18 protein-coding genes are annotated in these 15,800 nt (G+C 68.9%); 9 read left to right on the top strand and 9 right to left on the bottom strand.

Translation table 11 applies throughout. From position 1 onward, the window contains the following. Window positions 1-46 precede the first annotated feature (46 nt). The 3 genes from metG to rnfB are packed head-to-tail and all read left to right on the top strand — an operon-like array spanning window position 47 to window position 3,281. Window positions 47-2,125, top strand: coding sequence for a methionine--tRNA ligase (gene metG, locus HDC96_RS00365; protein ID WP_179458281.1), 2,079 nt, complete (start codon window positions 47-49; stop codon window positions 2,123-2,125). A gap of 60 nt (window positions 2,126-2,185) precedes the next feature. Further along, complete coding sequence (locus tag HDC96_RS00360) at window positions 2,186-2,827, top strand: HAD family hydrolase (protein ID WP_179458280.1); 642 nt, start codon at window positions 2,186-2,188, stop codon at window positions 2,825-2,827. Window positions 2,828-2,855: 28 nt separating this feature from the next. Next, window positions 2,856-3,281, top strand: coding sequence for an Rnf electron transport complex subunit RnfB (rnfB, locus tag HDC96_RS00355; RefSeq protein ID WP_179458279.1), 426 nt, complete (start codon window positions 2,856-2,858; stop codon window positions 3,279-3,281). Between the two features lie 43 nt (window positions 3,282-3,324). On the opposite strand, the gene HDC96_RS00350 is transcribed toward rnfB, so the two are convergent. Continuing rightward, entirely contained in the window at window positions 3,325-3,672 is a 348-nt protein-coding gene (locus HDC96_RS00350) for a RidA family protein (protein ID WP_019183404.1), read from the bottom strand. 193 nt (window positions 3,673-3,865) lie between these two features. On the opposite strand from HDC96_RS00350, the gene mprF reads away from it, so the two are divergent. Next, entirely contained in the window at window positions 3,866-6,430 is a 2,565-nt protein-coding gene (gene mprF, locus HDC96_RS00345; protein ID WP_179458278.1) for a bifunctional lysylphosphatidylglycerol flippase/synthetase MprF, read from the top strand. Window positions 6,431-6,473: 43 nt separating this feature from the next. On the opposite strand, the gene HDC96_RS00340 is transcribed toward mprF, so the two are convergent. From HDC96_RS00340 to HDC96_RS00325, 4 genes are all read right to left on the bottom strand, one after another. Further along, on the bottom strand, window positions 6,474-7,820 hold the full coding sequence (locus tag HDC96_RS00340) for a virulence factor family protein (protein WP_179458277.1): 1,347 nt from the start codon (window positions 7,818-7,820) through the stop codon (window positions 6,474-6,476). Window positions 7,821-7,898: 78 nt separating this feature from the next. Beyond that, complete coding sequence (locus tag HDC96_RS00335) at window positions 7,899-8,546, bottom strand: DUF998 domain-containing protein (protein ID WP_257018540.1); 648 nt, start codon at window positions 8,544-8,546, stop codon at window positions 7,899-7,901. Window positions 8,547-8,560: 14 nt separating this feature from the next. Next, entirely contained in the window at window positions 8,561-8,740 is a 180-nt protein-coding gene (locus HDC96_RS00330; protein ID WP_179458276.1) for an oxidoreductase-like domain-containing protein, read from the bottom strand. Window positions 8,741-8,787: 47 nt separating this feature from the next. Next, on the bottom strand, window positions 8,788-9,393 hold the full coding sequence (locus tag HDC96_RS00325) for a hypothetical protein (RefSeq protein ID WP_179458275.1): 606 nt from the start codon (window positions 9,391-9,393) through the stop codon (window positions 8,788-8,790). Window positions 9,394-9,623: 230 nt separating this feature from the next. On the opposite strand from HDC96_RS00325, the gene HDC96_RS00320 reads away from it, so the two are divergent. Beyond that, window positions 9,624-10,760: a tetratricopeptide repeat protein gene (locus HDC96_RS00320; protein WP_179458274.1), complete on the top strand. Its 1,137-nt coding sequence runs from the start codon at window positions 9,624-9,626 to the stop codon at window positions 10,758-10,760. A 6-nt stretch (window positions 10,761-10,766) separates the two neighbouring features. Here the strand turns inward: HDC96_RS00320 and HDC96_RS00315 are convergent, their stop codons facing one another. Further along, entirely contained in the window at window positions 10,767-11,102 is a 336-nt protein-coding gene (locus HDC96_RS00315; protein ID WP_179458273.1) for a zinc ribbon domain-containing protein YjdM, read from the bottom strand. A 118-nt stretch (window positions 11,103-11,220) separates the two neighbouring features. Here HDC96_RS00315 and HDC96_RS00310 point away from each other — a divergent pair, with 118 nt between their 5' ends. The 3 genes from HDC96_RS00310 (at window position 11,221) to HDC96_RS00300 (ending at window position 13,383) form a co-directional block, all read left to right on the top strand. Beyond that, window positions 11,221-12,576: an Hsp70 family protein gene (locus HDC96_RS00310; protein ID WP_179458272.1), complete on the top strand. Its 1,356-nt coding sequence runs from the start codon at window positions 11,221-11,223 to the stop codon at window positions 12,574-12,576. A 367-nt stretch (window positions 12,577-12,943) separates the two neighbouring features. Then, on the top strand, window positions 12,944-13,192 hold the full coding sequence (locus HDC96_RS00305) for a YkgJ family cysteine cluster protein (protein WP_019183414.1): 249 nt from the start codon (window positions 12,944-12,946) through the stop codon (window positions 13,190-13,192). Between the two features lie 11 nt (window positions 13,193-13,203). Continuing rightward, window positions 13,204-13,383: a hypothetical protein gene (locus tag HDC96_RS00300; RefSeq protein ID WP_019183415.1), complete on the top strand. Its 180-nt coding sequence runs from the start codon at window positions 13,204-13,206 to the stop codon at window positions 13,381-13,383. 45 nt (window positions 13,384-13,428) lie between these two features. Here HDC96_RS00300 and HDC96_RS00295 read toward each other — a convergent pair whose 3' ends face one another. The 3 genes from HDC96_RS00295 to HDC96_RS00285 are packed head-to-tail and all read right to left on the bottom strand — an operon-like array spanning window position 13,429 to window position 15,421. After that, a complete protein-coding gene (locus HDC96_RS00295; protein WP_179458271.1) occupies window positions 13,429-14,310 on the bottom strand; it encodes a DUF4097 family beta strand repeat-containing protein in 882 nt (293 codons plus the stop codon). 11 nt (window positions 14,311-14,321) lie between these two features. Further along, window positions 14,322-14,840: a hypothetical protein gene (locus tag HDC96_RS00290; protein ID WP_179458270.1), complete on the bottom strand. Its 519-nt coding sequence runs from the start codon at window positions 14,838-14,840 to the stop codon at window positions 14,322-14,324. Then, the gene (locus tag HDC96_RS00285) at window positions 14,837-15,421 is read right to left on the bottom strand and encodes a sigma-70 family RNA polymerase sigma factor (protein WP_179458269.1); all 585 of its coding nucleotides are present in this window, start codon (window positions 15,419-15,421) and stop codon (window positions 14,837-14,839) included. The genes HDC96_RS00290 and HDC96_RS00285 overlap by 4 nt, the downstream gene beginning before the upstream one ends. Before the next feature lie 135 nt (window positions 15,422-15,556). Here HDC96_RS00285 and HDC96_RS00280 point away from each other — a divergent pair, with 135 nt between their 5' ends. Then, entirely contained in the window at window positions 15,557-15,748 is a 192-nt protein-coding gene (locus HDC96_RS00280) for a hypothetical protein (RefSeq protein ID WP_179458268.1), read from the top strand. Window positions 15,749-15,800: the final 52 nt, after the last annotated feature.

Raw genomic sequence — 15,800 nt, 5'->3', positions numbered from 1 at the left:
TTTTGGCGTGCGATAATCCCCGGTTCCCCTGGCAACAGCGCCCATCATGACCCGCACCGCTCTCGTCACCACCGCCCTGCCCTACGCCAACGGCCCGCTGCACCTGGGCCACCTGGTCGGCTACATCCAGGCTGACATCTGGGTGCGCGCGCGTCGAATGAGCGGCGGCAAGACCTGGTTCGTCTGCGCCGATGACACCCATGGCACCCCGATCATGCTCGCGGCCGAAAAGGCCGGCGTGACCCCGGAGGCCTTCATCGCCAACATCCAGGCCAGCCATGAGCGCGATTTCGCCGCGTTCGGCGTCGCGTTCGACCACTACGACTCGACCAACTCGGCGGCCAACAAGGCGCTGACCGAAGCCTTCTACCTCAAGCTCGAGGCCGAAGGCCATATCGCGCGCCGCTCCGTGGCCCAGTTCTACGACCCGGCCAAGGGCATGTTCCTGCCGGACCGCTACATCAAGGGCATCTGCCCGAACTGTGGCACCCCGGACCAGTACGGCGACAACTGCGAAGTGTGTGGCGCCACCTACAGCCCGACCGACCTGAAGGACCCGAAATCGGTGATCTCCGGCGCCACGCCGGAAATCCGCGATTCGGAGCATTTCTTCTTCGAGGTCGGCCGCTTCGAAGGCTTCCTGCGCGAGTGGCTGGCCGGCGACGTCGCCCTGCCCGGCGTCAAGGCCAAGCTGGGTGAGTGGCTCAACGCCGAAGGCGGCCTGCGCGCATGGGACATCTCGCGCGATGCGCCGTACTTCGGCTTCCAGATTCCGGGCCACCCGGGCAAGTACTTCTACGTCTGGCTCGACGCGCCGATCGGTTACCTGTCCAGCTTCCAGGCCCTGTGCGCGAAGACCGGCGAAGACTTCGACGCGCACCTGCGCGCCGGCACCAGCACCGAGCTGCACCACTTCATCGGCAAGGACATCGTGAACTTCCACGGTCTGTTCTGGCCGGCGGTGCTGCATGGCACCGGCCACCGCGCACCGACCCGCCTGCACGTCAACGGGTACCTGACCGTGGACGGCGCGAAGATGTCCAAGTCGCGCGGCACCTTCGTGATGGCCCGCACCTACCTGGATGAAGGCCTCGAACCGGAAGCGCTGCGCTATTACTTCGCGGCCAAGTCCTCCGGCGGCGTGGACGATCTCGACCTCAACCTGGGCGACTTCATCGCGCGCGTCAACGCGGATCTGGTGGGCAAGTTCGTCAACCTGGCCAGCCGCTGCGCCGGCTTCATCAGCAAGCGCTTCGAAGGCCGCTTGGCCACAGCGCTGCCCGATGCGGCCCAGTACGACCGCTTCGTCGCCGCGCTGGCGCCGATCCGCGAGGCGTACGAGCGCAACGATCCGGCCAGCGCGCTGCGCCAGACCATGGCACTGGCCGACGAGGCCAACCGCTACATCGACGATGAAAAGCCGTGGGTGATCGCCAAGCAGGAGGGCGCGGACGCGCAGCTGCAGTCGGTCTGCTCCCAGGGCCTGAACCTGTTCCGCGTGCTGGTCACCGCGCTCAAGCCGGTGCTGCCGGCCACCGCCGCGCAGGCCGAGGCCTTCCTGGCCGCGCCGGTGCACGCCTGGACCGACATCGCCGCCCCGCTGACCGCGCACACCATCGCGGTGTACGAGCCCCTGTTCACCCGAATCGACCCGAAAAAAATCGACGCCATGACCGACGCTTCCAAAGACACCCTGCAGGCCGCCACCCCGGCCCCCGCCGCCCCGGCCAAACCGGCCAAGCCCGCTGCCGCACCGGCACCGGTCGCTGCGGCCGATGGCGAGGCCGCACCGGCCTACATCGGCATCGACGACTTCGCCAAGCTGGATCTGCGCATCGGCAAGGTGCTGGTCTGCGAATTCGTGGAAGGCTCGGACAAGCTGCTGCGCTTCGAACTCGATGCCGGCGACCTGGGCAAGCGCCAGATCTTCTCCGGCATCCGCGCCAGCTACGGCGAGCCGGAACAGCTGGTAGGCCGCAGCGTGGTGTTCATCGCCAACCTGGCCCCGCGCAAGATGCGCTTCGGCCTGAGCGAAGGCATGATCCTGTCGGCCGGTTTCGACGGTGGCGCGCTCGCCCTGCTGGACGCCGACAGCACCGCGCTGCCGGGCATGCCGGTCCGCTGACCGCGGCGGCAGGGCGGCCACCCGGTCGCCCTGCCACGCTCTTCTGCCTGGAGGTGTGGGTTGGAACTGGCGCTGTTCGATTTCGACCACACGGTCACCACCTGCGATACCTACGGCCGTTTCCTGCGCCGTGTGGCCACTCCCGAACAGCTTGCGCAGGCCTGGTGGAAAGTGGGTCCGTGGCTGCTGGCCTACCGCCTCAAGCTGATCTCGGCCCACCGGCTGCGCGCGCGCGTCACCCGCCTGACCTTCACCGACCGCCATGTCGAAGACATCACCACGCAGGCCGCGGGCTATGCGCGTGACGTGCTGCCCGAGGTGATGCGGCCGGAGATGCTCGACCAGATCCACTGGCACCTCACCCAGCAGCACACCGTGGTGATCGTGTCCGGCTCGCTGGATCTGTATCTGCGTCCGTGGTGCGAGGCGATGGGGCTGGACCTGATCTGCAACCGGCTGGAAAGCCGCGACGGACGCCTCACCGGGCGCTACGCCGAGGGCGACTGCGGGCCGCACAAGGTGGAGCATATCCGCCGGCGTTACGACCTCGCGCGCTACCTGCGCATCCATGCCTACGGCGACAGCCGCGAAGACCGCCCGATGCTCGCACTCGCCCACGAGCCCTGGTATGGCGGCAAGCCCATCAAGCCCCGTCGGGCTGAACCGGCGAGCACGCCCCCTGCCCGGCACAGCCGGGCCTGATGCCCCACCGCGCAGCCACCGCCACGCCATGAGCCCCACCATCGACACCCTGACCGAACGCCTCGATCGACTGTTGCCGCAGACCCAATGCGGGCAATGCGGCTACGACGGCTGCCGCCCGTATGCCGAGGCGATGGCGCGTGGCGTGGCGGGCGTCGATCACTGCCCGCCCGGCGGCGATGCGGGCGCGCGCGCGCTGGCGAATGCACTGGGCGTGCCGGCGGTGCCATTCGACCGCTCGCGCGGCGAACACAAGGCACCGCAGGTCGCGGTGGTGATCGAAGCGGACTGCATCGGCTGCACCAAATGCATCCAGGCCTGCCCGGTCGATGCGATCGTCGGCGGCGCCAAGTACATGCACACCGTCATCGCCGATCTGTGCACCGGCTGCGAGCTGTGCATCCCACCGTGTCCGGTGGACTGCATCGACCTGGTCAGCCCCCCCCGGCCGTAACGCGGGGCGGTGCACGCCTCGCGACGGCGGCGGGAGGGTACGGTTACGGCAAGGCCGCCGTCACCACGATCTCCACTTTCCAGCTCGGATCGGCCAGCTTGGCTTCCACGGTGGCGCGTGCCGGGGTCATGCCTGCCACCACCCACTCATCCCACGCGGCATTCATGCCGGCGAAATCGCCGATGTCGGCGAGGAAAATCTCCGCACGCAGGATGTGCTGCTTGTCGCTGGCGACCAGCGCCAGCAGCTTGTCGATTTCTTCCAGCACCTGGCGGGTCTGCCCGGTGATGTCCTGGCTGGTGTCTTCGGGGATCTGCCCGGAGAGATAGGCGACCTTGTTGTGCACGGTCATTTCGGACATGCGCGGGCCGACATCGAAACGTTCCAACATGGCGATTGCTCCTCTGGATGAAACGGCATTGTCACCGATGCGGCGCGCGCGTGCCGGGCCCTGGCTGCAAAGCGGCCACAGCATGCACAGCGCATCCGCTTGGCAAGCGTCGGCATCAGGCGCACGATTTGCCGGCCAGGCGGCCACGCCTGCGTTGACTCCTTCATCGCCCACCCCGGAGCACGCTGTACCGATGACCGACACCGCCCCTGCTCCGATGCCGGCCCGCGCCCTTTGGCGCCGCGCCGCCACCGTCGTCATCCCACTGGTGATCCTGGCCCTGGCCCTGCGCGGCCTGGCCAACGAATTCGACGCGCACGGCTACCGCGCGATCCGCGAGGCCTTCCACGATCTCGGCGCCGGCCAGATCGCGCTGACCGTGCTGCTCGGGCTGGCCAGCTATGCCTGCCTGATCGGCTTCGATGCGATCGGCCTGCGCCGCAGCGGCAAGCGCCTGCATCCGGCGCGGGTCGGCATCACCGCGTTTCTCGCGCATACGCTGGGGCAGACGCTGGGCTTTGCCGCGCTCACCGGTGGTGCGGTGCGCCTGCGCGGCTATGGCCGTGCCGGCCTGAGCCTGGGCGAGATCGGCCAGGTCGTGTTGATGAGCACCCTGGGCTTCGTGTTCGGCGCGTGGCTGTTGCTGGCACTGGCCTTCGTGCTTGAACCGGGCGCGGCGGCGCTGGCCCTGCCGATAACGGTGCAGGCGGTGCGTGCGATCGGCATGGCGGGCCTGCTCGCGTATGCGGGCACGGTGCTGCTGGTCGGCCGCGAAGGCCGTAGTTTCCAGATCCGCGGGCACGCGCTGTGGCTGCCCGACCGGCGCACCATGCTGGGCGTCACCGCGCTGAGTGTGGTCGAACTGGTGCTGGCCAGCGCGGCCTTCTATGTGCTGCTGCCGATGGATACCCCGACCGGTCTGCCCGGTTTCGTCGGGCTGTATCTGGTCGCGGTGCTGGCCGGCCTGATCTCCAGCGTGCCGGCCGGCCTGGGCGTGTTCGAATGGAGCCTGCTCAAGCTGCTGCCGCAGGTGGCCCCGGCCGCCGTGCTGGCCGCCGCGCTGATCTACCGTGTCACCTATTACGTGCTGCCGCTGCTGCTGGCCACGGTGCTGGCGGTCGCGCCCGCACTGCGCCGCCCGCTGCGCGCCGGTGCCGGGGCGACCCGGGTCGGCTGGACCGCGCTGCGCCCGTGGCTGCCCCAGATCATCGCGTTGGCGGTGTTCAGCGTCGGCGCCGCGCTGGTGATCGACGGCACCCTGCCGACGCCGCGCCGGCACCTGGTCACCGCCTCGCTGCCGATCCTGGAAACCTCGCACCTGCTTGGCAGTCTCGCGGGTGTCGCGCTGCTGCTGATCGGCCAGGGCCTGCAGCGACGCAGCCATGCGGCGTGGATGCTCGCACTCGGCATCTGTGTGCTCTCGCCCTTGCCGATCTGGCTGCGCGGTGGACAGGTACTGATCGCGCTGTCGGCGCTGCTGGTGGCCGCGGCGCTATGGGCCTCGCGCCGCGAGTTCTACCGCCAAGGCGCGTTGCTGGATGAAGCCTGGTCATGGCCGTGGATCCGCAACCTCGGGCTGGTCCTGGTCGCTGTGATCTGGCTGCTGTTCTTCGTCTACAGCCACGTGGAATACCAGAACGAGCTGTGGTGGCAGTTCGCGCTGCAGGGCAACGCGCCACGTGCGTTGCGTGCATTGCTGCTGGTGGCAATCGCGCTGACCATCTTCGGCCTGGCGCGGTTGCTGCACAGCACGCGCAGCCCGCTGCCAGCCGCCGATGCGTCCACGCTGGACGCGCTCGCCCCGATCCTGGCCGCCGCCGAGGACACCCAGGCCTGCCTGGTGCTCACCGCGGACAAGGCGGTGCTGCGTGATGAGGCGCAGCGCGGCTTCGTGATGATGCAGCGCTACGGGGGTTCGCTGATCGCGATGGGCGATCCGGTCGGCCCACCGGAGGTGGTGCGCGCGCTGATCTGGCGCTTCCGCGAAGAGGCCGACCGGCTGGGGCTGCGCCCGGTGTTCTACCAGGTCGGTGAAGCACACTGGCAGACCTACCTCGACCTCGGCCTGACCCTGGTCAAGCTTGGCGAAGAGGCAATGGTGCCGCTGCAGGACTTCACGCTGGAGGGCCGCGATCGCGCCGATCTGCGCCAGGCCTGGAACCGCGGCAAGCGCGGTGGCTTGAGCTTCCGGGTTGCGCCGCCCGAGGACGTGCAGGCACTGCTGCCCGCGCTGTCCGTGGTCTCCCAGCAGTGGCTGGATGACAAGGCCGGCGATGAAAAGGGTTTCTCGCTGGGCAGCTTCGATGCGGCCTACCTGTCACGCTTCCCGGTGGCGCTGGTCGAAGCCGAGGGCCGTATCGTGGCCTTCGCCAATCTGTGGCAAGCGCCGGCCGGGAACGAACTGTCGGTCGACCTGATGCGGCATGTCGATGACGCGCCCAAGGGCACCATGGATTTCCTGTTCATCGAGCTGTTCCTGTGGGGGCGTCAGCAGGGCTTCCACCGGTTCTCGCTGGGCATGGCGCCGCTGTCCGGGCTCGCCCAGCATCGCCTGGCCGGGCGCTGGAACCGCTTCGCCAACGTGGTGGCGCGGCACGGCGAACGTTTCTATGGCTTCAGCGGACTGCGTCGCTTCAAGTCGAAGTTCGCGCCGGTCTGGCGGGCCCGTTATCTGGCCGCACCGGGCGGCGTGCACCTGCCTGCCGCGCTGCTTGATGCCACCCGGCTGATCTCGCTGGACCCGCGCCGGCACGATTGATCCCGTGTCGGCACGCGTGGGTGCTGTCCGCTGCCGCTGGCGCTCAACGCGCGGGCAGGTGCTGCACGATGGTGTCGGCGAGACGATCGTAATCGCCCTTGAAATGGTGGTCGCCGGGCAGCGCGATGATCTGCGCGTTGCCACCGGGCGGGAGCGACGGGCAGAGCGCGTCGCCATCGTCCTGGCCGTACACGCACAGCGTCCTGCCGGCCGGCAGCCGGGCCACCTCCGGCGCGATCGGCAGGCCATCGCCACCGCCGCCGAGCCAGTTGCTGACATGGAATTCGTAGTCCGCGGTCTTGCCGACCGACAACAGCGCAATCATCGACACCGACTCCCGCGTGGCCGGTGACAGCTGATTGATCGCCGCCGGCAGCACATCGGCGCCCTGCGAGAAACCGACCAGAACCACGTTGCGGCGCTGCCACTGGCGGCTGTAGTGCGTGGCGATGCGCTCCAGGTCGCGCGCGAAGCCTTCGGGGGTGCGTGCGGTCCAGAAGTAACGCAGCGAATCCACGCCGACCACCGGCACCCCGGCCTCGCTCAACGAGGCGGCCACCTCTTTGTCCAGGCCTGCCCAGCCGCCGTCGCCGGAGACGAAGATGGCGAAGGTATCGCCGGCCTTGCTCGAGGGCACGTCGACCACGGGCAGGCCCTTGAGATCATCCGGCGGCGGCGCCAGGCTGACGCCCTTCTGCGCCCCGATCACCTTTGCCGCGGCCAACAGGCCGGGCAACGCATCGCCCCGTGCGGTGCGCTCGAACTGGCGCCCCATGCCGACCCTGCGCACGAACGCGGCCGACTCGCCGGCCGGGCAATGCACATCGCCGGCCGCGTTCAACCAGGGGAAATTCAGCTCGGCGGGCTGCAGGCGGCCATGGCTGCTGCCGGCACCGCAGACCTTGCGCTCGCGCACGCCCGACGGACAGAAGCCGGTGGTGAGCAGCCCGGCAAACACCTGGGTGTCGGCCTCGGCGGCCACGGCATAGGCCAGCGCCGCACCCTCGCCATCGCCGCCGATCAGCGGCAGGTGGTAGCCCGGCACGTGCAGGTAGGCCTGGAACCAGCGCGAGAAATTCTCCACATCACCGGCACCGAACGCGCAGTCACCGCTCTTCTCGCGGGCCAGCACCTGGCGCAGATGCGCGACATCGACCTGCGCGACCAGGGCACCCCCGGCGCGCAGTGCATCGATGCGCTGCTGGCTGTCGGCATGGCCGGCGGTGCCGTCGAACCACACCACCACCCGTTGCGGGCGACCATCCGGCAGGTACACCGGCACGTTCTCGAAACGCCCGTGACTGAGCTGCTGCGGCGGCGCGGCCAGCGCCTGTCCGGACATCCCCGCCAGCACCACACCCAGCATCATCCCCCAACCGGCTCGCCGCATCGTCGCGCATCCCATGACTAGTGCGGCAACGATACGCCCCTGCTCTGCCAAGGGCATGTACACAGCATGGCCGGACGCTCAGCGCGCGTCGCGGCGTGCCTGCCGCCACAGCTGCCAGGCCACCGACACCAGCCAGACCAGCACCACCGCGATCACCAGTTTCTGGCCGGCGCCGCGCGGCGGCCCGCGCCAGAGCACGTGCAGCCACAGCAGCACGAAGCACAGCCAGGCCCACCACCACGCGGGACCGGCCCAGTCGCGCCAGCGGGGGTCGGCGCGCAGGTACCAGCTCTGCAGCAGCATCGCCACGCTCACGCACAGGAAGGCGGTATTGGCCGACACCCCGTGCACCAGCGGTGCCAGCAGCGGCGCGCGCTCGGGCAACCAGCTGTCGCCGATCGCCACCCCCATCAACCCCAGCGCGGCGACCGAGAACAGCAGCGGTGCGGCCGCACTGCGCCGCGGTGAACGGCTGTTGGCATGCAGGGACACGGCCAGCAGCATGATCGCCAGCGCCAGGACACAGTAGGCGCCGCGCAATGCCAGCCCCCACGGCCCGTGCAGATACAGGCTCAGCGTGGCCTGCACCCAGTCCAGGTCATCCCGTGCCCACTGCGTCCACAGCGCGGTGGCGATGAACAGCCCCAGGGCCAGCAGCGTGGCCAGGGCGACCCGTCCGAGATGCGTCGGCGGCCAGTGGGAGGGGCGTGGCAGGGGAAGCGGCATCGCAGCGCCTTTGCTCAGTCGGTGGCCTCGGGGTGGCGCTGTTGCCACGCCGCCAGTGCGGCGCGGTAGCGCTGCAGCTCATCGCTGTACAGATCCAGCACGCACAGCGGGCAGCCGCTGCCGCAGCACTCGTTGGGGCCGGGCTCTTCCGGCGGCTGCGGACGCGGATCGGGATCTGGAACGGACACGGACATGGCCACACACGAAGGGAAAACAGCGCGCACAGTGTAGCGGGCGTGGTTCAGCGCTCAACCCGGCGACGCAGATTGTCACGCGCCGGCGCATCCAGGCGCTGGTGGAAGAAGTCGCTCAGGAAGATGCGCGGTTGCCCCAGCACCTGCTTGAGGAAGCGCCGTCGATTCAGCCGGAACAGGAAGCCCGGCACGCGCCCGGCGTATTCCTCCGCGATGCCCCGGTCGTAGGCATCGAACACCGCCGCCGGCGCACCGAGAATGGCCATGTCGCAGTCCAGGAACAGCGCGGCCTCGGGGTCCACATCGCCAGGCGCAAGCTTGCTGTGGCGTGCGGTCAGTTCGATCAGCTCGACCACGCGCGCCGCATCGATCCCGGCATCCGGCAACCAGCGCGCGATGGCCTCGCGCGCCATGTCCGCCGAGCGCGCTTCGTTGTCACCGCGGCCCGCGTCGTAGACGGCGTCGTGGTAGAGCACGGCCAGCTGCACCTCGCGCGGCCGGCTCCAGCCGGGGCCGGCGTCGGCGACCGTGCGGCAGTGCTGCAGGACGGCCTGGACGTGCGACCAGTTGTGGTACGCCCGCGGCGGCACGGCGTAGGCGGTTTCCAGCGCGGCGAGCTGTCCGGCAGGGAGGAGGATCGGTTCAAAGTGCATGCCGCCATGATTGGCCGTCGCGGCGACGCTGGCAAGCCGGGCGGTGTTTTTTTGACCACCTTCACAGAACCGTTGCCGCGCAGCGGCTGCGCAAGGTTATCCACATGTTTGTCGACCGCTGGTCCACATCCTCTGTGGATGGCGCGGACAGCCGATGAACGGCACGCCGGCCCCCATCAACGCGCCTAGACTGGACCCGACGGACCCCAGCGCCCCGCGAGGTGACGGCGATGACCGCATGCCGAGTACTGACCCTGTGGATGGCCCTGGCCGCCGCGCCGGTCTGGGCGGCCGACACCCCGCCGCCGTCCATCGCCACCGAACCGGGCACCACCGCTCTGCCCACGCCGGCACAGATTCTGGACGTGCCGGCCCCGCTGCTGGCCCTGCTGCACGAGCGGGTCATCGATCCCGGTTACTCGCGCGAGCGCCGCCTGCAGCGGCTGGTCGAGATGATCTTCGACGCGCAGGGACTGCATCTGGCCTACGACGCCGATGCAACCCACACGATCGGCGAGACATGGCAGACACGGCGCGCCAACTGCCTGTCGTTCACCCTGCTGTTCGTCACCCTGGCCAACCTCGCCGGCATCGACGCGCATGTCCAGGAGGTGGCCCAGGTGGTGAGCTGGTACCAGGCCTCCGGGGTGATCTACAGCGTCGGCCACGTCAATGCCGGCATCGCGCTGGACGGTCGCAGCGGCACCGTCGATCTGGACCACAACGTGCTGTATGACCGGTACGGGCCGCAGAAGATCACCCGGCAACGGGCGCTGGCCCACTTCTACAACAACCGGGGGGCCGACCGGATGGCCGCAGGGGATGCCGCCGGCGCACGCGCCAACTTCCAGGCCGCGCTGCGCATGGCGCCGGACTTCGTGGGGAGCTGGAACAATCTCGGCGTGCTCGATGCGCGCGTGGGCGACACCGCTCAGGCCCGCCGGGATTATGAAACCGCCCTGCGGCTGCAGCCACGGCACGGTGCCAGCCTGAGCAACGCCAGCGTCCTCTACCGTCGGCTGGGCGAAACCCGGGAGGCCGAGCGGCTGGACGACCGTCTGGCCCGGGTGCAGCGCAACGACCCCTTCGCGCAGTACATCCTCGGGGCGCGGGCGGAACAGCGGCGCGATTATGCGGGGGCCGTCCGCTTCTACCGCCGCGCGGTGCGCCTGTATGACACCGCCCACCCGTTCCACTTCGCCCTCGCCCGCGCCTACTTCCTGGCCGGCAACCCGAACCGCGCCTCGCAGGAGATGCAGCGCGCGCGCGACCTGGCCGCGGAAAACGGCGATGCGCTGCAGTCCCGCTACCAGGCCAAGCTGGACAGCCTGCAGCGCTGGCGCCAGCGGGGCGCCCGCGCCGACTGAGGCCGATCAGGCTTTCTTGAGGAAGCAGGTCTTCAGGACCAGGCCCTTGATCTTTTCCGAGTTGCCTTCGATGTGTTCGGCATCGTCCTCGACCAGGCGGATGTTGCGGATCACGGTGCCCTGCTTGAGCGGGATCGAGGAGCCCTTCACCTTCAGGTCCTTGATCACGGTGACGGTGTCGCCGGCGGCCAGCACGTTGCCGTTGCTGTCGCGTACCACCAGGGCCTCGCCCGCGCCGTCGCCGGCGGCCCACTCGTGGCCGCAGTCCGCGCAGATGAACAGCGCGCCATCGGCATAGGTGTTTTCCAGGGTGCACTGCGGGCAGGCGGGAATGGCGGACATCGACAACTCTTCGGTAACGAAACGGCCGCCATTGTAACCGCCTGTTACCCCCTGCCCTTGCGTCGGCGGTCCCGTTGCCGCAAAGTGCGCGCCCCCTGACCACCGGCCCGGACCGCGCATGAAACTCGGCATCGACTTTGGCACCAGCAACTCCGCCGCCGCCGTGGTGATCGACGGCAAGGTCGTGCCGATCCAGTTCGGCCAGGCCGAACAGTTCCGCACCACCGTGTATTTCCCCGAGGTGATGCGCGACCCGAACGACTTCGAACTGACCCCCGCGCTGGAGCACGACCTGGCCCGGCTGGTCGACGCGGCCGCGCGCGATGCCCGCGCCGCCGGCCAGGAGCGCACGCCCGATGCACTGCGCCGCGAGGCCCTGCGCGTGGTGCGCCGGCAGTGGATGGAAGAGCAGATGCGCGCGCCGCTCAGCTCCACCACCCTGCTGCAGAACGCGGTCTACGGCGATGACGCGCTGGAAGCCTACTTCGAGGAGAACGAAGGCAACCTGGTCCAGAGCCCCAAGTCGATGCTCGGCTACAACCTGCACCCGCGCGCGCGCCAGACCATTGCCGGCATCGCCACGCACATCCTCGAGCACATCCGCCTGACCGCCTCGCGCCAGCTGGACACCCCCATCCGCACCGCCACGCTGGGCCGCCCGGTGCAGTTCCGCAGCTCGATCGGCGAGGCCGGCAACGCACAGGCGCTGGACATCCTGCACGGCGCGGCGATCGCGGCCGGCTTCGACAGCATCGATTTCCTCGAAGAGCCGGCCGCCGCAGCGATGCATTACCACGCCGAGAGCCCGCAGGAGCATGACGCGGTGGTGGTGGACATCGGCGGTGGTACCACCGACGTTGCCCATGCCCGCGTCGGCGGTGGCCAGGCCCCGACCATCCACCGCGCCTGGGGCATCGCCCGCGGCGGTACCGATATCGACCTGGCCCTCAGCCTGGGCGGCTACATGCCGCTGTTCGGCCGCGGCATCACCCGGGTGCCGGCGCACCATTACGTGGAAGCGGCGATGGTCCAGGACATGACCCGCCAGCGCGATTTCCGCCAGCACACCTACCGCGATGTGGATGCGCCGTTCGGTCCGCGCCTGACCGCCCTGCAGGACACGGGCAACACCGCGCGCCTGTACCGCGAAGTCGAGCGCTGCAAGATCGCCCTGAGCAGCGTGAACCGCCATGACAGTGCGCTGGACTTCATCGAGCGTGGCCTGCAGGTGCAGATCGATGCCGCGCGGTTGGAAACCGCCGCCGGCGGCTACCTGGGCGAGCTGACCGCCCTGCTGGAGCAGGTGCGCAGCGATATCGGCCACGACCCGGCGGCCGTGTTCCTGACCGGCGGCATGTCCCGCGCCGGCTATCTGCAGCAGGCGGTGGCCAACACCTTCCCGGGTTCGACCCTGGTCCGCGGCAATCCGTCCTTCGGTGTGGTCCACGGGCTGGCACTGGCCGCCGCCAACTGATCCCTCTATTTCGCCAAGCTTTGTCCCACAAGGCCTGAAGAGGCGTGAACGGCCTTATTAACAAAACGTTACGCCGGAAGCGCTATCATCTTTCGGCTTCACAGCGCAATGCGCTTGACGCACCCAGCATTGTCTTCCGGGCCTGATTGGCCACCGTCCTCTTCGATACTGCCACCGTCGGCCTGTCCGCGGTGCCGGGATCGCTCATCGCTGTGATCCGGCTCGTTCACAGCATGCTTCACCCCGAGCCGCCAAAGAGACACTCAGATTGGGCGAACGCCTGGCTGCACTCCTTACATCGTCCGAGCCCGACCCCATCGACTGCCGTCGTTGCGACGCGGTGTGCTGTCGGCTCACCGTCACCGTGATGCCCGACGACAACGTGCCCGGCTATCTGCTGGACACCGATGCGCGTGGCGGCACGGTGATGGCACGCAACGAAGAAGGCTGGTGCGCTGCGATCGACCCCTATCACCTGCGCTGCACGATCTACTCGCAGCGACCCGCGATCTGCCGCCAGTTCGACATGGGCGGCGATGATTGCCGCCTCGTGCGGCAGGACTACCGTCGACAACAGCAGGATCTGTCGACGTTTTCTTCCACGCTTCATCCATAGCAGGAGCATCCATGGCTCGTACGCCAAAGACCTCCCCCAAGGCAAGCAACACCGTTCGCGTCGACCGCAAGCAAGGGTCCAATTCCGCCGTCAGCAGCCAGAGCATCGCTGCGGATCTGGCTGCCTTCCGCAAGGGTGGCGGCAAGATCGAAGTGCTGGGCAATACCCTGGCGCTGAAAAAAGCCGGCTGACATTGCTGCCGACCGCACCGGCATCGGCCGGTGCGGTGGCCGCACTCAACGGCCCAGGCTGACCCGCACGCTCCCGGAATGGGCGTTGATCGAAATATCCCCATCGCCCGAGCCAAGACGCGCATCCAGGCTCCTGCCCGGGCCATAGCGCGGCTTCTCCACCTGCCCGGCATCGGACTGGATCCCGCCACTGAACGTCTTGACGTTCAACTGCGCCGATACGTTCACCGGCAGTTTCAGCGCGACCGAACCGCTGACCGTCTGCATCGTCACCTTGCCGCCCGGCGCCATGCCGGTCGCGCTCACGTCCAGGCTGCCCGAAACGGTTTCCACCGCCAGCCGCTGGATTCGCCCAGCGTTGATATTGACCCGTCCGGAGACCGATTCGGCCGCCACTTCCCCCGATGCCCCACCGCCGGCCAGCAGCTGGCCGCTGACCGTGCGCGCATCCAGCCGTGCGGTCTGCAGCTGCGAACGGATGCCACCGCTGACCGTGTTCAACGTGGTCTCGCCACTGCGCCCGGCCGCGGTGATGCTGCCGCTGACGCTGTTGGCCTGCAGGCGGCGTACGTCGATGTCGGCCACGTCGATGTCCGCGCTGACGGTGCCAAGCTGCACTTCCACCGACCGCGGCACGCGCAGCTCCAGGGTCGCCCCGCCGTTGCTGCGGCCGCGCGGATACTCCACTTCCCAGCGCACGCGGTTGCTGCTCTTGTCCTGCTTGAGGGTGAGCCCATCGGCCAATGAGCCGGTCAGCGCCACGTCACTGCGATCCCAGCCACGGACGGTGACCTTGCCGGCGATGTTGCTGATTTCCACGCGCCCGCCGGCGCCCAGGGGATGGCGTTCGTTGACGCTGGTAGCGGCCTGGGCGACCAGCGGCAGGCACAGGGCGAGCGCGGCGATCAGGGACAGAGGAATACGCATGGGGTTCTCCTTCAGGTGGGCAGGCCGGCGGACAACACCGCCTGCTGGGTCAGTTCCAGCCGCAGCGCATAGGTACGCTGCAGTTGCCCGAGCAGATAGCGCGAGCGGGGATTTTCAGCGATGGCCGAGCGGATGGTGTCCGCACTGGCATCGAGTTCGTGCAGGGCCGGGCGCCAGTCCTCGGTGACCTCGGCATTGGGCAGGGCGGCGATGGCCTGCTGGTATTCGCCGGCCATCGCATCGGCCTGGCGCTGCAGCAGCGACGGTGCCGGCGTATGCGGGACCGGGGTCGGCACCACCATCAGCAGCGCCAGCGCGGCCGCCAAGCCGAGCCCGATACGCAGCGGCCAGCGGCCACGTCGGCGACGCGTCAACAACGTGGGCACGGTCGCCGCCGGGGACGGGGCTGCGCTCTGGGCCGGCAGCTGGGCGGCGATGGCCTGCCACACCCGCGCCGGCGGGACGCGCTCGGCCGGCAGGGCATGCAGGCGTGCAGTCAGCTCGTCGTGATCGGAATCATGGGGGTTCATGCGGTTTCTCCTAGGCGCGCACGCAGCAGGCCGCGCGCACGGTGCAACTGTGCTTTGGAACTGCCGACGGCCATCTGCAGCTGGTCGGCGATTTCCTGGTGTTTCCACCCTTCGATGTCATGCAGGACCAGGACCGCCCGGGCCCGTGGCGGCAGCGTTTCCAGCGCCCGCTCCAGGTCCATCGAGGTCCCGGCGCAGCGGTCCTGGGCCGGCAGCATCGCCAGTGACTCCCAGCCCTCCTCGCCGGCATCGCGTGCATCGCCGGTGGCATTGGCACGCAGCTCCATCAGCGCGGCGTTGACGCCCAGGCGGTGCAGCCAGGTGCCCAGGCTGCTTTCGAAACGGAAGCCCGGCAACGCGCGCCATGCCTGCAGGAAAGCCTCCTGCAGGGCATCCTCGGCGCGGGCCGCATGGCCGCCACACAGGCGCCACAGCACGGCGTACACCCGTGGCGAATGGCGCCGGTAGATCCGCTCGTACGCCGTGACGTCACCGGCCGCCGCGGCACGCACCAGGGCGTCGTCATCGGCGGCATCGGCCTCGGTCGGGGCGCTGGAAGTGGGCATGGTCGTGTCGAGCATATCCGTTGGATGCGGGGGGCAACGAAAAGGTTTAAGCCGCCGCTGGATTTCTTTTTCTGCGCGGTCTTTAAACCTTTCCGGTGGCAGCGGCATCCAATCCCTTGTCACTACCGGCGCTCGCCAAGGAGTATCCCCATGTCATCCAGTTGCCTGGCCGTGCTGCTCTCACTGGCCACCGGCTGCACGCTGCCGTGGAGCCCGTTGCAGATGCGGGTCACGCTGGCGCCCGAGGCGCCGGATGTCTGTGTGCAGTACGCACAGAATGCGCCGCTGTGCGCCTCCACCATGATCGCTGCGTTCGACGTGTACCGCAGTCCCCTGCAGTAAGCAGGCACCTCGATGCGGTGAGGCGCATCGGCATTACCATGGCGGGATCGGC

It is taken from the genome of Stenotrophomonas sp. JAI102, from assembly GCF_013409105.1.
GTDB classification, from domain to species: Bacteria; Pseudomonadota; Gammaproteobacteria; order Xanthomonadales; family Xanthomonadaceae; genus Stenotrophomonas; species Stenotrophomonas maltophilia_AA.
The sequence above is the reverse complement of the archived record's forward strand: the minus strand, read 5'-3'. Positions and strand labels throughout refer to the sequence as shown.